Source organism: Sporosarcina saromensis, from assembly GCF_054901285.1.
Genome location: NZ_CM142738.1, coordinates 3,404,406 through 3,423,362 on the forward strand (window position 1 = coordinate 3,404,406; position 18,957 = coordinate 3,423,362).

Genomic DNA, 18,957 nt, shown 5'->3' on the forward strand with positions numbered 1-18,957 from the left:
GTCACCCCTTTGCCGTAAATAGCCCTTGCGGACGGAATATTAATACGATTGCCATGAGCATCATATTGACCGCAAGTGAAAGTGCCGGAACGTAATAAGCCATATAACTTCCTGCCAAACCAACAAGAATCGCTGCCAGCAATGAACCTGGAAAGCTCCCCATACCGCCTATAACAACGACGATGAAAGCCAATATCGCAAATTCAAACCCCATCTCTGCGTACACAACACCTGAATACGGTGCCATTAACGCGCCACCTAAAGCTGCAAGTGCAGCACCAGCCATGAACACATATAAGAACACGCGTTTAATGTTAATGCCAAGTGCTTGCACCATCTCTTTGTTCATAACCCCTGCACGAACAATCAAACCAATCTTCGTTTTTTGTAACATGTACTGAAACAAACCAAAAATGACAAAGCCGACGATGATGATGAACAGTCGGTATTTAATAATGAGGACATCCCCAAACTCCCAACTTCCCGCTAAATAAGGCGGTACTTTCGCCGCGATTTGATTGGGCCCCCATACAACTTTCAGCAACTCCGTCAACACGAGCATGAACCCGAGTGTAATAAGGATTTGTTGAACGTGATTGCCATACACAGGTGTAATGATAAGCTTTTCTGTAATAAACCCTAGAACGATTCCAGTAATAATTGCACCGACAATGCCCAGAACAAAACTATCCGTCAATGCGTAAAACCACACACCCGAATAGGCACCCCAAGCAAATAAGCCGCCATGTGCAAAGTTCAGTACACTCATCAAGCCAAAAATCAACGTCAATCCGGAAGCGAGAAGAAAAATGAGCATCCCCGTAGCTAAACCATTTATCGTCAAATTGATTAGTAACTCCATCGTTCCGCCTCCTTCATCCAATCCCTAAATATTTGCGTTTCACTTCTTCATCATGAATCAGTTCTTTCATCGCGCCCGTTTGCACAGTCGCTCCGTCATCAATCAATGTGTAGCGATCCCCAATTCGACTCGCCATGATGAAATTCTGTTCAACAAGAACAATCGTCGTCTTCTTTTTCATTTCCATAATGGCTTCCATCACTTTTTCAATAACAATCGGGGCAAGCCCTTTCGATGGTTCATCGATCAGCAGCAATTTGTTTTCATGGACAAACGCTCGCGCCATCGCCAACATTTGTTTTTGCCCACCTGACAAGTGCCCGCCGTCTTTCTTCCAATACGTTTTAAGATCCGGGAATAACTCCAGGACATATTCTTGTCTCGCCAACGTTGCGTCGTCCTCTTTTCGCATCGCAACTTTCATATTTTCTTCGACCGTTAACTCACCGAAAATCCCCTGGTCTTCCGGCACGTAACCGATGCCTGAATTCGCAATGTCGTATGTAGCCCGTTTCGTAATGTCCCGTTCGTCAAACGTGACACTTCCTTTAGAAGCTGGCGTTAACCCCATAATCGTTTTTAATGTCGTTGTTTTCCCAGCTCCATTTCGACCAAGCAAAACACTTACTTCCCCAACGCGTGCTTCAAACGAAATGCCTTGCAAAATGTGGTACTGCCCAATATGCGTATGGATATCGTCAACTTTCAACAGCGTTTTCATCATACAGACCTCCTAAATACGCATTTTGCACAGTTTCATTGTCCATAATTTCTTGCGGACTGCCATCAGCAAGCAATTTGCCGTTAAACAGCACCATGATTGAATCCGACAAGTCTAGAATCATGTCCATCTTGTGTTCAATTAATAAAATCGTCTTGTCGCCTTTTTGTTTGATTTTCTTAATGACATCCAAAATAGCCGGCACTTCTTCAAGTGACATCCCTGCCGTCGGTTCATCCAGCAACAATACTTCGGTATCGAGTGCTAACAACATCGCAATTTCCAATTTCCGCTTTTCCCCATGCGACAATTGGCTCGCAATTGCGTGCTCCCTACCTTGTAACAACACGAGATCGATGAGCTGTTGCGCTTCTTCCATTAACGCCTTGTAATGAAAGAAGTGGCGCGTCATCTGGTACCGGATATTCTTTTTTGATTGCACAGCAAGCCGCACGTTTTCAAGCACCGTCAAATTCGGAAAGACGTTTGTAATTTGAAAGGAACGGCCAAGTCCTAGACGTGTGCGTGCAACTGCAGACATCGTTGTAATCCGTTTTCCTTTAAAGAACACTTCGCCTTCTGTCGGTTTTAATTCACCACTTAGCAAATTAAAAAACGTCGTCTTGCCCGCACCATTTGGGCCAATAATTGATTTTAATTGTCGCGCAGGCATTTCAAAACTGACGTTGGAAACTGCTGTATGTCCGCCGAAACGGATCGTTAACTGATCGGTCTTTAAAATTGGATCCATCTTTCCCTCTCCTCCCACCTGTTCCATCCTTCTCAAACGGATGAACGCACGGTTCATCCGATTGAGAAGGACAGCACGCGCACTGTCCATCTTATTTAGTTATTAATCGGTGGCTCCGTCTCATCCGGTGTGAGTTCTCGAATAAGAACTGGCACTGGATAAGGGACACCGTCTTGTTTTTCAAGCTTAATGGAATATAGGGATTGCATCGCTTGGTGGTCTTCTTCACGGAATGTCATCGTTCCTTTCGGAGTTTCAAAGGACATCCCTTCCATAATGCTAATCAAGTTGTTACCGTCCGCATCCCCTTCAGATTTCTTCAACGCTTCAACAATCGCAATTGCCGCGGACATGCCCCCCGGTGTGAATAAATCCGGAACTTCTCCGTTGAAACGTTCTTTATGCTCTTTCACGAGCCAGTCGTTTACTTCATTGTCAGGTAGCGTATGGTAATAAACCGTGAACCCTTCCATCCCGATAAGTGGTTCCATCACAGAAAGTGCCGCGATATCCGGTGCACCTGTTGAAATCTTGATGCCTTTTTCCTGGAGCTTCAAATCTGCAATTTGGTTCCAAGGGGAGTTGGCACCCGCCCATACGACATACAAGTAATCTGGATCTTCTTCAATAATTTTTTGTAGGTTGGATGTGAAGTCTGTAGCTGCAGGATCTGCAAACTCTTCAAGCACAACTTCTGCCCCTAAATCCTCTGCCGCTTTTTTAAACGCTGCGACGCCATCCCAACCGAATGAATAATCCGGTGCAAACGTAGCAATCTTCACGCCCGGACCTGCAATAGCGGCAGCTCCAGCAACAGCATCTTGTGATGAGTTACGCGCTGTACGGAAGATAAACGGGTTGAATTCAGAACCTGTGATACTGTCCGCAACAGCCGGTTCAACGATCATAATTTTTTCATATTCTTCAGCAAGCGGAAGAACGGCCAATGTATCCCCTGAGCTAGAAGAACCGACGATGAAGTCCACTTCGTCTTCTTCTAATAGTTTCGTAGCTTTTTGTACAGCGACTTCAGGCTTTGTTTCTGTGTCCTCAAAGACGACTTCGATTTTCTTACCTGCGACTTCCATCGTGCCGCCTGTCGCATATTCAAGACCTAATTCGAAGCCTTGTTTTGTTTGCTTGCCGTACGCTTCAAGTGCTCCGGTCAAGGAAGCGAGGACACCGATTTTGATGGTACCTTGCACTTCTTCACCGTTATCGTCTCCAGTGGACGCTTCCGGTTTTTCCGTGTCTTCGTCAGTGTTACAAGCGGCAAGGATGATGAGCATCATTGCGAGTAAAGAGAACAACCATAGCTTTTTCTTCAACGTGAACCCCTCTTTTCATGTCGTTTTTGTAACCGCTTTCTTTCTAGTTCTTACTGTAAAGGATGCGAGTTACATTTCAGTTACAAATCGAACCACGAAAGTGGTTCGATTTGCCGTATTTCTGTGAACTATGCAGAAATTAAGGCAAATCTTAGAATGAACAGATACCAGTCTAGGGAGGGTGATTTACGCTACAGAGGACGACACTGCAGGGTCTTGCCTATCCCTTTTTCCCCCACTTGAAAGTGGCTAAGACAAAGCTCAAAAACCGTTCCTCTGCGCTCCAAAAGGCACGCTTTCCGCGGGGCGCGCTTGAGCCTCCTCGTCCGCGTCGCTTCGCTTTGCTTCCTGTGGGGTCTCAACATTCGCGCTACAATCCCGCAGGAGTCGGCCTTTTTCCGCTCCGATCCACTCTTAAATACCGAAAAGAAACATTGTAAAAGCAGAAAAAAGCATGATAAAAAATTTGACTTCTGCCTATTTTCATGTTTTGTTCCAGCCTTGCGAACAAAAGAGCACGTCTTTGCACTTCGCCTTTCGCTCCATTCAACTATTAGGGGATTGGTGATGTTCAAATTACATCCTTAGAAAGAAATCCAAAAAAGAAAAATACAATTCTATACACAATTACGAGATAAAGGTATGTCCAAATTAACAATGCCGCTAGCTATCGTAAGAATTATTGGAACTTATATGATTTTAAATCGTAGAAGATGGTAAGAGGTTTGTCCGTTAAATTGGAGAGTTATGGTTGTAGACGTTCTTACTGAGAAAGGAGTGGTAAAGATGGAGCAACAAAGGAAAGCCGTTACGACGAAAGTATGGTCAGTGGGCGCAGTTGCATTGCTCATTGTTGCGTTTATGGTATTGACTACGAGTTACTTTAATACGAAAGAGATTAAACTCGCGAGTGAAGGGTGTTATGAGGTTGGCGGAAGTATTGTTTTGGAAATCCATAATTCTGTGACGAGCAGCTATTCGTTTGAGTGTAAGAAATGAGCAAGTTACGTACAGTACAAATGAAATGACTATGTAGAGTAGGTATGGGGGGTTGCATTTGTTAAGTGAACAGTTTTATGAAAGAGTAGGAGATTCAAGAACTGCATTTCTGTTACTCGCGTTATGCATCATCCTTTTCTATTCGGGAATTACATTCACGTTTGTAATACCAGGATTAAAAGGGTTTAACTTGTTCAGTATGAGTTTGACATTATTCCTATATTTCCTTGCGGCTAATATTTTTGCAGGCTTATTTTTAGATAAAGTTTGGGTTGTTTTTATGCTTTCCTTAATACTAAGCTCCATAGGAATGGGTTGGCGATTATGGCTTGAATGGGGAGAGTTTAGTTTAGTGGACCATATGCGTTTTTCAGTTTATTTTGGCTATCCTTTTGTTTGCGCAGTTGTTATTACAATCTTTTACTTCCTTAGCAATCATTCATTGAAACAAAAAACACATTGGAGTTAGTGAACTGAGGAGTTGAGAATTGCGGGAATTGAAATGGAGAAGCTTTTCATTATTTAAGATTGAACAAAGGACTGGGGGTGCATTATGAAAAGGTTTGCCTACAGCGTCATTACCTTTTTATTACTTATTTCGTTGGCGGGTTGCCAAGGAAGCGGTCATAATCTAAGCGATTATGACGATGAGGACATTGCTGCAATTGTGAATGGACAAGAAATTACGATTGGAGATTTACGTTTTATGTATGAAGACGAAAAAGTAATAGGAAACATCGAAGGGGCTGTGAAACTCGAGTTATTGCTTCAAGAAGCTAAAGAAATGAAGGTAGACGTTTCTAAGGATATTGCTTCCCAACAGGAAATGTTGTTGCAGCTACCACAACATGAAAACGATTCATTACGAGAATCTATACAAGTATTTATTACATCGCAAGCAAAGAAGTTAGGGATGAATGCTGAAGATTATTATTCAAAATATGTAGAACGTAGGAGTGAACAAATTGCCTATATACATGCATATGTCCGAGAAACCTTTGGTGATCCAGATAGTTTTGACGAAGTAGAGCTAAAGGAATTTGATAAGAAAAACAATGACTACCTAAATGAATTGATGGAAAAACATAGCGATCAAATTGAAATACTCATTAAATAATTCTAAGCACAAATTCATTAATACTCTACTCTCTGGACGATACATCAAACTGAAAAAAACGTTTTTCGTATTGCTGTAAATATGTGTATAAATGAGGTGAATTTATTGCAAGTCAAAGGTCTAAATCATTTATTGTTTTCTGTTTCCGATTTAGAGAAGTCCATTCGGTTTTATGAAGATGTGTTTAATGCAAAATTGCTCGTTAAAGGAAAAAGTACTGCTTATTTTGATTTGAATGGGCTGTGGTTAGCGCTTAATGAAGAGAAGGATATCCCACGAAATGAAATAAGCGAATCATATACACATATTGCATTTTCAATAGAAGAAGCTGAATTCACGCATGCATATGAACTTTTGGAGAAACTTGGTGTAACGATTCTTTCAGGACGACCTCGAGATGCTCGAGACAAAAAATCGATTTATTTTACTGATCCTGATGGCCACAAGTTTGAATTTCATACAGGTACTTTGCAAGAAAGAATGGATTATTATAAGCAGGAGAAACCTCATATGTCGTTTTTCGAATGAACAACCTATGAATCTTTGATTGGAGAACAATGAGATGAACTACACGATTGATACCGTATTGGAGAGCAACGAGGAATTTTCGGCTTTTCTTAAAACGAAAATTAGAGAGTTTAATAATGAGCATTCGATTCATCATAAAAATAGTAGACAGCAAGGTGCAATACAACCTATCCATTTGATTGTAGGCGATGATGACGGCAATTGGATTGGCGGAATTGCAGCGGAAGTATATTGGGATTGGGTTGAAATCAATGACTTTTGGCTCCATCCAAATTTACGTGGCAATGGATTGGGCCGTTTATTATTACAAAGAGTCGAAGACATTGCCTATAAAAAGGGTGCAACTAAAGTACTGTTAACAACGTTTGATTTTCAAGCAAAAACATTTTATGAATTGCACGGGTATGTTGTCGTTGGAGAAGTGAAAGATTATCCCCCTGGAAGTAGTTATTACACGATGGTGAAGTTACTGCAGCAGTAAGTAGAATAAGATTTGTACGAAATAAAATCTAGAAATCTGCAGATGAATGTAAAAGACGCAGGTGAAAAAATATTGTGAAACTCTTATTTCGTTAAACAATCAATAGGCGAGGCTGGCGGATCTCTATTTGTTTTGCTCGTTTTTATTGCATTACCCGGTTTTTGATGGGACAGGTTTGTTAAGCTATTGCTAACGTTTTTGTATGCGTATTTTCTCATTTCCATCAAACTGCAGGAAGCGGTAAGTAGGCTTCCTACAGTTCATTCATAATCATTTTATACATTTGCTCGGTTGTTTCCATCGGGTTGATGGCGTACTCATTTTGTAATACTTCTTTACATTTTTTGAACCACTTGATGGATTGAGGGCGGTTTTGCAGTTGGTAGTGGGCGTACATGAGCAAACGGTACGCCTCTTCCCATGTTGGGTCAAGTCGGACAAGTTTTTCTGCCCATTCAATTGTTTTGGTGTATTGCTGTAGACGGGTGTAGGATTGCGCGATACGTTCGAGAACGAGGATGTATTGCTGTTCCATTTGTTCACGTTCCTGCACGATCCATTCGACCGTCATTTTTTCCTCGAATAGCTTTCCTTTATACAGCGAAGCGGCTTTCAGCAATGCTTCCACTGCTTTTGATGCCGTCTTTTCCGCCAAACCTCTCTCCATGTAGGCTTTAAACCGTTCCACGTCTGTTTGTATGACGGCTTTTGGGTTCAATCGATACATCGTCTGTTTCCGTAGGATGAAAAAGGACGGTTCCCTTGCTGTCCGGTTCGGTTCCAGTACTTTTAAGAGTGCGTTGAGGGCGACTTTGAAATCCCGATCAGCCGTTTTCTCTTCGACATCAGTCCATAACGCGAGCATGATTTCCTCTTTTGGAACGAATCGATTTTTATTCAGCAACAAATAAAGGAATAGTTCTTTTGCTTTGTCACGCTGCCACTTGCGTTCATGCACTTCTTCCATCCCTAGATGGACAGTAAAGGGTCCCAACATGTTGACGTCCACTTTGTAACCTGGATGTGTTTGTACGTCTTGTAATTGGAGGACATGGATCGCATGCTGGACGCCGTCATGTTCGGGAAGAAGTTCTGCTGCTTGAAGAACGAGCGGATGCATCGATTGTCGATCAAATGGGCCAAAAATGGTGTCTGTTGTTACATAAAAATCGTATTTCTGTTCTGCAAGGATTGTGAAAAAGCGATTCGCGTAAGTTGAAAATGAATCGACAGTTCCAGCTGCGCCATACATCTTCATGAACCAGAATGCGGTCACCATTTCTCCATATCGATCACCACATTGTATTAAGAGCGCTTCGGCTTTTTTCAAGTGTTCTTCCGCAAAATCTTCCTGCTGTGCATACACATACACAATGGCCAGTCCGATATGAATGAGGCCGGATAGCCAGCCGTCTTGAACGCGTTCCGTTTCCACCAAGCCCGCTTTGCCATATTGAATCGCTTCCGAAAAATTTCCTTGCCTTGCCAATAAAATCGATAACCCCATATACGGCTCGGCATTTCCACGAGATACTTTCAAATCATCCATCTGTTCAATCGCCCGCAAGTAATACGTTTTTGCAGTTTCCGTCTCACTCGCATCATGTAAAACTTTCGCATGCCCCATCCGAATCCAGCCGACCGCTTCGATGAACGCCGATTTTTCTTCTTCCCCTAATCGAATACCGTTTGCGGCACATTCCATTGCTTGCTCCGCTTGTCCCGTCATCGAATAAAGTAACGATAACAGTACATCGGACTCTCGATGGGAATCGGGTAAATTAGAATTCTGTTCGCGTGTTGTTAGGATCGCTTGTGCTTCTGTCAATTTTCCCGTTCGCAATGCTATGCGGGCATCCAAGTTCCCTTCTTGTAAAATTTGTTGCTCCGCGATTTCACTGTTTACCCATTGTTCCGCCGCTTGCGCTTTGCCTAAGTTAACGAGATTCTCGGCGAATTGACGTTTAAGCCGCTCTTTTTCTAAACAAGTGGTCCGCTCGCTTTTTTCGGAATAGACGATGGCATTTAATAAATGCGGATCCGCTAACCCTGGCTGAATCGTATCCAAGTAAATGTGCGCAATACCGGCATGTGCTTTTCCGATATAGTAATCATCTTGCTGAACTGTCGCGTTGTCGATGCATTTTGTATAAGCGATACGCGCTTTTTCATAAAAAGCCCGGTAGCGATGCGCTTCCCCTTCAAAGTAATAAATGGGATAATGCTTGTCTTTTATTGCCACGTCTAACGTCTTTCCTATATCAAGCAACCATTCAAATTGGCCGGATTGAATGAGAGCAGCTCCGCTTTCGACAATGACTGCTCCGATGAAGTCCGCGTCCCCAGTCTTTACAGCATGTATAATGGCTTGGTTCGCATCTCGTTCGTCAATAAAATAAGCGACTGCTTTTTTTTGGATGGTGACGTATTGAGACGGATCAATCGATTGCCATTTGCGTTCGAGAAATTGTTGGAACAGCGCATGGTAACGATAAGCCCCCTCACCAAGCGATTGAATGAATACGTGGCGGTTTGCAAGTTCACGTAACACAATGACTGCTTCCTCGCCATAAAAAGCGTCGATTACGTCTTCGGTAAACGTTTGGAACACGGAAAACGCAAGTGCACATTCCTGTTCGTGCGGTGTCATCCGGTTGAACACTTCTTCCGATAAATACGCGAATAGGTCTTGTAAGGCGGGTTTCATTTCAATGGAAAAGTCTTCGTTGGATCCTGTCAGATGGATGGCCAACAAGTTGACGGCGATCGCCCACCCTTCTGTCAATCGTATAATGGAAGCCGCCTCTTCCGTCGTTAACGGTTGGTGAAAATAATCTTCGTAAAACACGGAAACTTCATCTTCAGAAAACAACAGATCTGCTTCTGTTAGTTCACATAACTGCCCCGACAACTTTAATTTCACGAGACTCGACCACCTCGGCCGCGTGCGTGATGCGATGACGAGGTGGACATGTGGCGGCAACAATGAAATAAGTTTCTCGAGGATATAATTAATTGTAAACACATGGTCGACGTGATGAAAATCATCGATGACGATAAACAACGGTGTGTCAATTTCACAAAGTGCATTCATAAATTTTGCGAGCCATTGCTCGATATCAACGTCTTTTGGCAGAACGACAGACTCTTCCCATTCCACAAGCGATCGATCCAATGCCGGATGTACTCTGCGAATACTATGTGTTAAATGGGTGAGGAACGGCAAGATGTCATCATCTTCTTGCGCAACAGAATACCAGCTAGACGCTGCATTCAAATCATGGATAAACGCCGAAAGCCCGGAACTTTTTCCGTACCCCGCACCACTATGCACAAGCGTCAACTTTACATGCTCCGCTTTACGCATCTTTTTTATGAATGAAGCTCTACGCATATACGTAGCAGCCGGCATAGGTGCCATAAGCTTCGATTGTATGACCGGTTTCACTTGCATTGGTATCGATCACCTGCTTTGCTGAATCTTTTAGTCTAGTTTACCATAAGAAGGTTCTGAATTGGTTGATAGTTGGAGAAATCGTAAAATTATGAGGGATAAGGGAGAAAGTTTGTGCTAATTTGAAAATGAAAAAACCACTGCGAAGTCGCAATGGTGGAAGAGATTATTATTTAATTCACTACAGCTTTTTTGAGGACTTTCATTTCAATTTCTAACTCATCCAAGCGACCGTTTATACTGGCCAATTGCGGAATGTATTCACTCTTCAGAACCATCCGTTCCCGTATATCCACCATCTGTTGAGTGGGCTCAGCAACTTGTTGTGAAATCGACGTAAGTTTCGCATCCACTTCGGCAAATTTGTTTTTTGTATACGTCTCAAATTGGTCGAATCTTGATTCAAGATTGTCGAATCTGGATTCAAGCACATCAAATCTGGATTCCAACTTGTCAAATCGGTCATACAATGGTTGAATGGCTTCATGAATGACAGACTGCAACATCTCTTTCAGTTCGTTGTTCATCAGGTTCCCTCCCTTCAAATTTTTGTCCGACTTTCTTTATCACTTATCATAGCATGTTTGAAAGTGTTTACCCTTAGAATAAATTTACCACATACAGGAATATACGTTCTCATTTAAGTGTATCTTACGTTAATTAATTGTCAACCTATTTAGGTATTTTATTGGATAGTAGAAATTCATAGGGTACTATTGCTACACTGTACATAACTAAATCGAATCGAGATGCTATAAGGAGATGTAGCCAATTGAGAAAGCACCCTCAGCAACTATCATTTTTAGATGCAATTCAAGACGAAGTGGAAAAGCCGATTATTCAAGTACCACCCCATGAGAAAGGTAATTTTCCAGAGGATTTGATTACCGACTTTGAACTTTTTATTGACTATTGCCAACAACATAAGATTGCTTTGACGAAAACGAATGAATATATGACGCGGAAACACTTGGTAACCCTCAATGATTTGTTTAGTGTAAAAGCACTGCTCGCGACAGACCATTCTGATCAAAAATCTTATCCTTACATTCACTTCCTTTATCACTTAGCGATTAGTGGTCGGCTTGTGCTCATTAAGCGAAACGCTACAAGTGCCTATCTTCTCAGCACCGATCGTATTGACCAATTTAAACGTTTGACGCGTAGTGAAAAATACTGTGCTCTACTAGAGATTTTCTGGGTGGATACGAATTGGCAAACGTTAACGAATGCTACGCCTGAAGCAACTCACGCTTATATTTTTGCTGAGCTACACCGAATTGGTCCTGGCATGCCTGTCTCGATTACACCCCCTAAAACGCCGTTTGGCCAAGAGATTAAATCATCGACTTGGAATTGGCATTATTTCTTACTGTACTTTGAGTGGTTCGGTTTATGGCAATGTGAAGACGATGTGGAACAGATTCAACAGTACTTTCGGAAAGACGCGTACTTTGCGAAAAGCATCACTTTGACCAAATTAGGGACGGCAATCATGCCTATTCTCATTTTTGAAAGAAGTTTGGAAGCATGGAACATTGCTTATCGGAAACAAAACCACGAACCGGATTGGTTTCCTGGCACACCAACTGAAGACATTATTGGATTTTTCCTAAACGATGAGGATTACGACAAACTAGATGATTACTTATCAATCGATCAAAGCGATCAACCGTTCCATCAACCTTTCATTCCACACTTTCCTGCAGGTGAATTAACAAACACCTTGCCTCGTGAACAGGAGCGTTATCAAGAAGGGACCTATACATTCAAAGTACTTTACGAGACTCGGGTATGGAGGAGACTCGTATTTAACGGCCAGTCGACAATGGATGATTTGCATCAACTCATCCTCCAATCATATGGCTTTGAAGATGAGCATTTATACAGTTTTTTCATGGACGGTAAAAAGTGGTCCCACAACTGCATTGGCTCTCCAAACGATGAATTTGAACACACAGATGCTTCTTTAATACGCATCGATACGCTCGGCTTACAAGTCAGCCAACGTTTTCTCTATGTCTATGATTTTGGAGCTGAATGGACATTTATCGTTGAAGTGGAGCAAATTGATAGGAATCAAACAGATCCAATTGAACCGTTTGTGTTAGCGGAAAAAGGTGAAGGACCAGAACAGTATTTTGATTGGGATGAGGATGACGAGTGGGAGTGATTGCTGTTTCTATAACTTATAGGTAGTCAAGAGGTTAATGAATCTGTTGTGATCCTACTAGAAAACGTCATGTTCGATGGCAACAGGCGTTTTCTATTTCAGTAAAAATGGTTAGTTCCATTAATAAAGCCGTTACTCCAGGCTTCTCTCCTAGATAACGGCTAGTAATTAACGAAACTGCAAAGTCTTTTTCACGTTGTTACAACACTTTCTTCAATTTAACGACTTCAGCCTGTGTATTAAGCAACCCTTTTGTAAACACATCCATCTTTGCATCGATGGTTTCAAGACGTTCATCTGTCTTTACCATCCAGTCCTTGATACTGGCAACATCCTGTTTTAACGTGGCTACATCCGACTTCAAAAGACCTATTTCATCTTTGACTTCTTTGATGTCTGCCTTCCATTCATCTTTGTTTGCTTTTACTTGAGCAGTTAACTCGAGAATAGCTTGTAAGATGACTTCTTGGGTGACAACTTGGCTCATTTTTATCCCTCCTTCTGTTTTTATTGATTATATATGATGTTCCTTAGGTGTAATTGTCAAGAATCGACAGTTTTCATTCGATTCCTTCTCATTTTAACATAAAAACAGACTTCTGACGATTTAATCTCCACTCTGCAAAATGACAAACCCTAACACTTTAGAGGGAGTGTTAACTGTGATAAGGAAGATGTTTCCTATAAACGATAGTTGTATACCGTTTCCAATCCCCTTCTAGTTCCGGCCAATCAACAATTTTCCACGGGTTAGTAAAAATCTGACCACATTTATTAAAGAACAACACGCCATCAATGCAATAGGCAGCATGCTGAATAACGTCCTCATTATTCACCCAGACGACAACATCTCCGCCTTTAAATCGATCATCCGTTTTAACGAACGAGGAGCGTTGCAAGTGAAGTGCAAAAGTCTCAGGATGCACCCATTCATGGATGATCCTTTCCTCCAATTCCGGCTCCGTACTGATTGCAAAAAGAACAGCAGCCAAACAGTTCGCTCCGGACTTGTCAGAAAAAGTATTCGCGTACCGCCTCAAATGAAGGGGGAAATTAGCTGGAACTGGCTTCCCTTCCCAAGCATCATACAACTGACCCGTTAAGCCAATTATTTCCTCTTTGACTTCAAAAGGGAGAGCATCCCACATGGCACGACGGATAACAACAAATGATTCACTTTCCTGAGAATCGATGTATTCTTTTGGAATCAAATCTACATCTTGCAGCTTGGAAAGCGGGATCGTCAACCCACTACAAAGTTCTGTTTGTTGTAGAAGCAAGAAGCTCCTTGTCTCGTCATTTAATTCGGTGAGCCAACGTGGTTCTGCCACGACAACATAAACTGCTTCTGCAGCAATCGTCCAATACATATAGCTGCTTACCATTTGAACATGCTGATATGAAGAGTGATTAAAAAATTCTTTACGTGGAAATAAAAGCGCACCTGTTAGATTTTCCTCTAATACGGTAAGATCCTCTTCACGAATAAAAAACAAGTCTTTATCCGGCAATATTGCATCCATCCAAATTTCCAACTGTTCTCTCGTTGGCCGTATTTCGTTCTTCATCTGCTCATTCATTCCTCCTTGTTTCAGCTGTGCTATCAAAATCTAAATTGCCGAGTTTCACCCAGTTTGCCTAATCGTAAATATTGAATAAGCACACAACCTTCAAATTCTATGTATTTCTCTATCGAGTGCACATACCTCTCTGCTAGCATCTTCTGAATATTAACTCCCCATCCGAATCATATTCGTCTATAAAAGCAAATCCAAGTTCCTCATACATACGTAACGCTGCTTTGTTCTCTTCATATACACTCAAGTAAATCGGCTGCTCCTCGTATTCCGACAGCATGCGCTCAATTAGCAGTTCAGTAAACCGCCGGCCATAGCCCTTTCGTTGATGCTGTGCATCGATTAAAAGCCGATCCATCCACAAATTCCGCCCGCCTCCACTGTCCAACAGCGCACCATACATTGCAAAACCGACTAACTGCTTATCAGCATACAATCCAACTGGCCGAAACTCCGGCCACTCCTCAGCATCCTTCAAACACTCTGCAGGAGACTCGATGAAACCTTGCTGTTCAATAGTGACACGGAGAGACAATACTTCTTCAAGATTCTCTTTATCTACTTTTCGGATTTCGTAAGTCATGCAATCATTCCTCAATTATAAATGTATATTCTAACGATAATGAAAAACATTGGAGTTGGCAATGGCATATCATTTCTTAGCTACTATCTTCCAAAATAAAAAGAGATTGCACATCAGTTAGTGTTGATGGGCAATCCCTAAATATATTTACACTTTTATGAATCGATTTCATAATTCCTCTTTTTAAAAATACAAACAAGGGCAGAATTTATAGATTGTATTTCAAAAAACAAGAATCATGCGGCTTGAATGTGGTTCAATCGTGCCCCAATCCTATCGGCGGCTAGTTTTGAAGCGTTTTAAACAAGCACAAGTAAATCGAAGTGAACTTTCGCGCGTTTCCCTGTCCGATAACGGACGTTGTTCAATTGAAAGAACTCTTTCAGATAAGCATTGACACGCTCCACAGCGGTTCGACGATTAAAAAGCGTTTTCCATGCTTTCGAGCCACGTGCCGGTGCACTGTACCTTCGTAAATCTGTGGTAATTTTCACCTTGTACACTTTCTGACAGATGCCCTCGTTTACAAGCGGGCAATCTCGGCACTCCTTTGGCCCTGTATACTTCAACGTTTCGTATTTGGCATCATAGCTGTCATAACGATACGAATACTCTCGAAAACAAGTCGGTGCGAAATATTCGTCAAATCCGAGGGGCTCTGGTTCATTACGCTTATTATAAGCGATGATAGATCGGTGTCCCATACGATGTACTTGTTCGTAGATTGCTTCAAAATCGTAGCCGGCGTCCATCGTATGATACATCAGTTTGCGAAGTGGAATTCGTTCTTCGATTCCTTTTAACAGCGGGATAGCAGCCTTGCCGTCATTCAGGCTTCCAGAAGAAAATAGGGACTGCAGAATATATTGGCTGGACGTACCTACTGCCAAATGTCCTTTATAGCCGAACCAGAACACGTTCTTCCCCTCGCTGTTTTTCTTGACACCCCATTTGGGGTCTTGAGGAACTTCAGCACGCAGCCGGGCAAGCGGTTCATCCAACTGCGCTTCTATTTTCTTTTCGTATAGCGGAAGATTCGCTTCCTGTTCTGCCTGTTCAGCCAGCCATTGTTCACGTTCTTCCTTCTTTTTACGGCCGCGTTTCTTGGGTTCTTCCTTTGTTTTTTCCTGTTTGGCCGGCGCTTTGTCACGTGCTTCGAAGTGAGTAGCGTCAATTGCCACCGTGTCATCTTGGATAAAGCCTTCTCCGATGGCGTTCAAGACAATCGTCTCCTGTACCTTTTCCAAGACGTCGGTTTCACTCAGCTTGGTGAGAAGACGGCTGTAAGATGCCTCGGAAGGGACGCTGTCTGAAACCTTGAATCCGCAATCAAGCTTGAAAGAGAGGTCGTCGTTCAATCGCTTGATAAGGTCTTTGATTGTTGGAATTCGGTCAATATAACGTGCGAAAATACTTACAATCATTGCACCGTAATTCAACTCAGTAGGCGCACCCACGCGGGATTTCTTGTTGATTTCATAGAAAATAGCGTCCAAGTCGATGGCAGCCATAATCTCTTCATATTTTTGGGTAGGTTCCATCTCGTATAATTCTTCAATGCTAAATAAGCTTTGTTGTCGTATAATGGTCATAGGGAGTACCCCTCCAGTCTTTATGGAATGTTTTCGTCGACTACCATTATACAAGACTTGAGGAGGTACTTCCTTTTTTGTGTCTACAAACCCTTGGGAGACATAGGCTGGTAATTATGAAATTCATTCTTATGAGTAATCTATTGTTCATTTCTTTAATACGAGTTTTAATCTATCAACCACACCAATAACATCACTATCTTTCATTTCAGGGAAAATTGGTAGCGTCAACGCTTGTTCATACCACTTTTCAGCCAAAGGACAAAGACCTCTTTTGTAACCGAGTGATTGATAATACGGATGCCAATAAACTGGGATATAATGCACATGAACACCAATATTTAAACTACGCATCTGGTCAAAAATTTCTCTTCTTGATTTACTTAATGCCATTGAGTCTAACTGTATCATGAATAAATGCCATCCTGAATTAGTGTCTATTAATTGTTCAGGCAAAATCACGCCAGGTATTTTGATCAGATACTCTCTATATAGATTAGCAATCTCTCTTCTACGCTCAATAAAAGTGTCCAGTTTACTCATTTGAGATATTCCAAGAGCAGCTTGAATATCGTTCATGCGGTAATTATAACCCAAGTCTGTCATTTCATAATACCAATCACCTTGTTCTTCAGAAGAATCAGTCTTAGTAATTCCATGACTTCTAAAGAGCTTTAACTTCTCAAAATATTCTTCAGAGTTTGTTGTAATAATGCCGCCTTCTCCTGTAGTAATGGGCTTAACAGGATGAAAACTAAACATAGTCATGTGCGCTTGGGTTCCAACTCTTCTCCCTTTATACGTAGCACCAAGCGAGTGAGCACCATCTTCTATGACAACTAGATTGTGCTCATTTGCGACCTCCATAATCTTATCAAGATTCACAGGTTGTCCAGTAAAATCCACAGGTATTATAGCCTTCGTTTTCGAATTAATATTCTTCGTAATCTCATAAGGATTGATATTATAAGTAGATGGATCAATATCTGCAAACACCGGGGTACCACCACAATATAAAACTGCGTTAGAACTAGCTGCAAAGGTGATTGGACTGGTAATGACTTCATCACCATGATTAACTCCAGCAGCATAACAAGCGCCATGTAATGCTGCCGTTCCGTTCGCGAATGCTACCGCATACTTAGCGCCAACATAATTAGCAATGCATTTTTCAAACTCTTTTACTTTAGGACCTTGCGTTAAGAAAGGCGATCGTAATGTTTCCACGACCGCCGCAATATCATCTTCGTCTAATTGTTGTTTACCGTATGATAAAAAACTCGCTCTCTTGGTCATATCAACTCAACAACTCCCAACTAAGTGGTGTACCTGCTACTAATTTTTTATTCGCTTTCATGTTTAACACTTGTTCATAAAATTTCGGCTCTAATCCGTATCCCGGTCGAATCACCTTGATATTCTCCTTCGTAAAAGCCTCTCCAACTTCAATATCCTTCGAAACATAAATCGAACGTCTAAACTTCAATGATGCTTTTTCTTTTTCGGTCGGCCCATATGTAATCTTCCCCATTGCCTGCCAAGCGCGTTCGGTTTCTAAAACAAGCGCAGCCATCTCATCTGGCTCCATTGAAAACGCTGAATCCACACCACCATCTGCACGGGACAGTGTAAAATGTTTCTCAATAACTGTCGCACCTAATGCAACACTTGCAACCGCCACGCCTATCCCCATCGTATGATCAGATAATCCAACTTGCACATCAAATAATTCACGCATATGTGGGATCGTTGAAATATTAGTATTATCAGCCGTAGCAGGATACGTACTCGTACATTTTAGTAGAATTATATCTTTACATCCGGATTCACGTGCAACTCGGACCGTTTCATCTAGCTCTGCAACTGTCGCCATTCCAGTTGAGATAATCATTGGTTTTCCTGTTGCTGCAACTTTTCTAATCAGAGGAATATCATTATTTTCAAATGAAGCAATTTTATAGAGTTGAACATCTAGCTCTTCTAGAAAATCGACTGCTGTTTCATCAAATGGTGTACTAAAAGGTATCATTCCAAGTTCCTTAGCACGGTCAAAAATTGGCTTGTGCCATTCCCATGGCGTATAGGCTTGTTGATAAAGCTGATATAGATTTCGACCGTCCCATAAGCTGTTTTCATCGTTAATTTTAAACTCCGGATTTTCGATATTCAATGTCATTGTATCCGCTGTATAAGTTTGAATTTTGAGTGCATGCGCTCCTGCTTTCGCAGCAGCTTCTACGATTTCTAATGCTCTCTCTAATGATTGATTATGATTTCCAGACATTTCTGCAATGATTAAAGGTGCATTCTCACTTCCAACTTTTCTATTTAGAATTGTAAATTCAGACATAAGGAACCTCCTCGTATATTAGTAGTAAGAGCTCTTTCCGATAGAATTTCCAGTTGATCCGGACAGCTGGGAGACCTGTTGGATTTCCTATAGGAAACGGTTGCCTTTTGGCTTCCTCACCCTTTTATGTTTTACCTGTTTGACCCCTGCTTTACCGAGGAGGCCAAAAGGATAAATCATCAGTTATATGTTTGTGTAAATAAAACTTGCTTACAGGTGCTTACCTGCTTATTTAGAATACCTAATTTTATATAGTTTGGACGGAGGATGGAGGAGGCTCCATTTTAATACTTCGTCCTTTTTTATTTCTTTTATTTCTCTCAGACCGTGCCCGTGAGACAATGGAACGGACAAGGTTGACACAGGAAATAGCTTTCACTCCTTGCGGACATTTTACGTGTACTGCTTAATAAGCCTGCTACCCATCGTTCATTATTGAAG

At 41.8% G+C, this 18,957-nt stretch carries 17 protein-coding genes and 1 pseudogene; 6 read left to right on the forward strand and 12 right to left on the reverse strand.

The window, feature by feature from the left end:
- Window position 1: 1 nt before the first annotated feature.
- From ACVHUV_RS17315 to ACVHUV_RS17330, 4 genes are all read right to left on the reverse strand, one after another.
- Entirely contained in the window at window positions 2–862 is an 861-nt protein-coding gene (locus ACVHUV_RS17315; RefSeq protein WP_317942505.1) for a branched-chain amino acid ABC transporter permease, read from the reverse strand.
- A 13-nt stretch (window positions 863–875) separates the two neighbouring features.
- Window positions 876–1,583, reverse strand: coding sequence for an ABC transporter ATP-binding protein (locus tag ACVHUV_RS17320; protein WP_317942504.1), 708 nt, complete (start codon window positions 1,581–1,583; stop codon window positions 876–878).
- Entirely contained in the window at window positions 1,561–2,334 is a 774-nt protein-coding gene (locus tag ACVHUV_RS17325; protein WP_371389170.1) for an ABC transporter ATP-binding protein, read from the reverse strand. Before ACVHUV_RS17325 ends, ACVHUV_RS17320 begins: the two co-directional genes overlap by 23 nt.
- Before the next feature lie 95 nt (window positions 2,335–2,429).
- Window positions 2,430–3,626 carry a substrate-binding domain-containing protein gene (locus tag ACVHUV_RS17330; protein ID WP_462086938.1) on the reverse strand — a complete coding sequence of 399 codons (1,197 nt, stop codon included), beginning with the start codon at window positions 3,624–3,626 and terminating at the stop codon, window positions 2,430–2,432.
- 822 nt (window positions 3,627–4,448) lie between these two features.
- On the opposite strand from ACVHUV_RS17330, the gene ACVHUV_RS17335 reads away from it, so the two are divergent.
- From ACVHUV_RS17335 to ACVHUV_RS17355, 5 genes are all read left to right on the forward strand, one after another.
- Entirely contained in the window at window positions 4,449–4,661 is a 213-nt protein-coding gene (locus ACVHUV_RS17335; RefSeq protein ID WP_462085437.1) for a hypothetical protein, read from the forward strand.
- Between the two features lie 58 nt (window positions 4,662–4,719).
- A complete protein-coding gene (locus tag ACVHUV_RS17340) occupies window positions 4,720–5,130 on the forward strand; it encodes an ABC transporter permease (RefSeq protein WP_462085438.1) in 411 nt (136 codons plus the stop codon).
- Between the two features lie 84 nt (window positions 5,131–5,214).
- Window positions 5,215–5,778: a hypothetical protein gene (locus ACVHUV_RS17345; protein WP_462085439.1), complete on the forward strand. Its 564-nt coding sequence runs from the start codon at window positions 5,215–5,217 to the stop codon at window positions 5,776–5,778.
- A gap of 81 nt (window positions 5,779–5,859) precedes the next feature.
- Window positions 5,860–6,306 (forward strand): FosM family fosfomycin resistance protein, encoded by a 447-nt coding sequence (gene fosM, locus ACVHUV_RS17350; protein WP_462085440.1) that lies wholly within the window; start codon window positions 5,860–5,862, stop codon window positions 6,304–6,306.
- A 34-nt stretch (window positions 6,307–6,340) separates the two neighbouring features.
- Window positions 6,341–6,787, forward strand: coding sequence for a GNAT family N-acetyltransferase (locus tag ACVHUV_RS17355; RefSeq protein ID WP_462085441.1), 447 nt, complete (start codon window positions 6,341–6,343; stop codon window positions 6,785–6,787).
- A gap of 253 nt (window positions 6,788–7,040) precedes the next feature.
- Here the strand turns inward: ACVHUV_RS17355 and ACVHUV_RS17360 are convergent, their stop codons facing one another.
- Both ACVHUV_RS17360 and ACVHUV_RS17365 read right to left on the reverse strand, forming a co-directional pair.
- Window positions 7,041–10,241, reverse strand: coding sequence for an AfsR/SARP family transcriptional regulator (locus ACVHUV_RS17360; protein ID WP_462085442.1), 3,201 nt, complete (start codon window positions 10,239–10,241; stop codon window positions 7,041–7,043).
- A gap of 173 nt (window positions 10,242–10,414) precedes the next feature.
- Window positions 10,415–10,768, reverse strand: coding sequence for a hypothetical protein (locus ACVHUV_RS17365; RefSeq protein WP_462085443.1), 354 nt, complete (start codon window positions 10,766–10,768; stop codon window positions 10,415–10,417).
- A 245-nt stretch (window positions 10,769–11,013) separates the two neighbouring features.
- On the opposite strand from ACVHUV_RS17365, the gene ACVHUV_RS17370 reads away from it, so the two are divergent.
- Window positions 11,014–12,414 (forward strand): plasmid pRiA4b ORF-3 family protein, encoded by a 1,401-nt coding sequence (locus ACVHUV_RS17370; protein ID WP_462085444.1) that lies wholly within the window; start codon window positions 11,014–11,016, stop codon window positions 12,412–12,414.
- A 199-nt stretch (window positions 12,415–12,613) separates the two neighbouring features.
- On the opposite strand, the gene ACVHUV_RS17375 is transcribed toward ACVHUV_RS17370, so the two are convergent.
- The 6 genes and pseudogenes from ACVHUV_RS17375 to pseI form a co-directional block, all read right to left on the reverse strand.
- Window positions 12,614–12,901 (reverse strand): hypothetical protein, encoded by a 288-nt coding sequence (locus ACVHUV_RS17375; protein WP_462085445.1) that lies wholly within the window; start codon window positions 12,899–12,901, stop codon window positions 12,614–12,616.
- Between the two features lie 169 nt (window positions 12,902–13,070).
- The gene (locus ACVHUV_RS17380) at window positions 13,071–13,994 is read right to left on the reverse strand and encodes a hypothetical protein (protein ID WP_462085446.1); all 924 of its coding nucleotides are present in this window, start codon (window positions 13,992–13,994) and stop codon (window positions 13,071–13,073) included.
- A 133-nt stretch (window positions 13,995–14,127) separates the two neighbouring features.
- Complete coding sequence (locus ACVHUV_RS17385) at window positions 14,128–14,574, reverse strand: GNAT family N-acetyltransferase (RefSeq protein WP_462085447.1); 447 nt, start codon at window positions 14,572–14,574, stop codon at window positions 14,128–14,130.
- Between the two features lie 236 nt (window positions 14,575–14,810).
- A pseudogene (locus ACVHUV_RS17390) lies at window positions 14,811–16,166 on the reverse strand (IS1182 family transposase).
- A gap of 147 nt (window positions 16,167–16,313) precedes the next feature.
- A complete protein-coding gene (gene pseC, locus ACVHUV_RS17395) occupies window positions 16,314–17,462 on the reverse strand; it encodes a UDP-4-amino-4,6-dideoxy-N-acetyl-beta-L-altrosamine transaminase (RefSeq protein WP_462085448.1) in 1,149 nt (382 codons plus the stop codon).
- Window position 17,463: 1 nt separating this feature from the next.
- Window positions 17,464–18,516, reverse strand: a complete 1,053-nt coding sequence (gene pseI, locus ACVHUV_RS17400; RefSeq protein WP_462085449.1) for a pseudaminic acid synthase — start codon at window positions 18,514–18,516, stop codon at window positions 17,464–17,466.
- Window positions 18,517–18,957 lie beyond the last annotated feature (441 nt).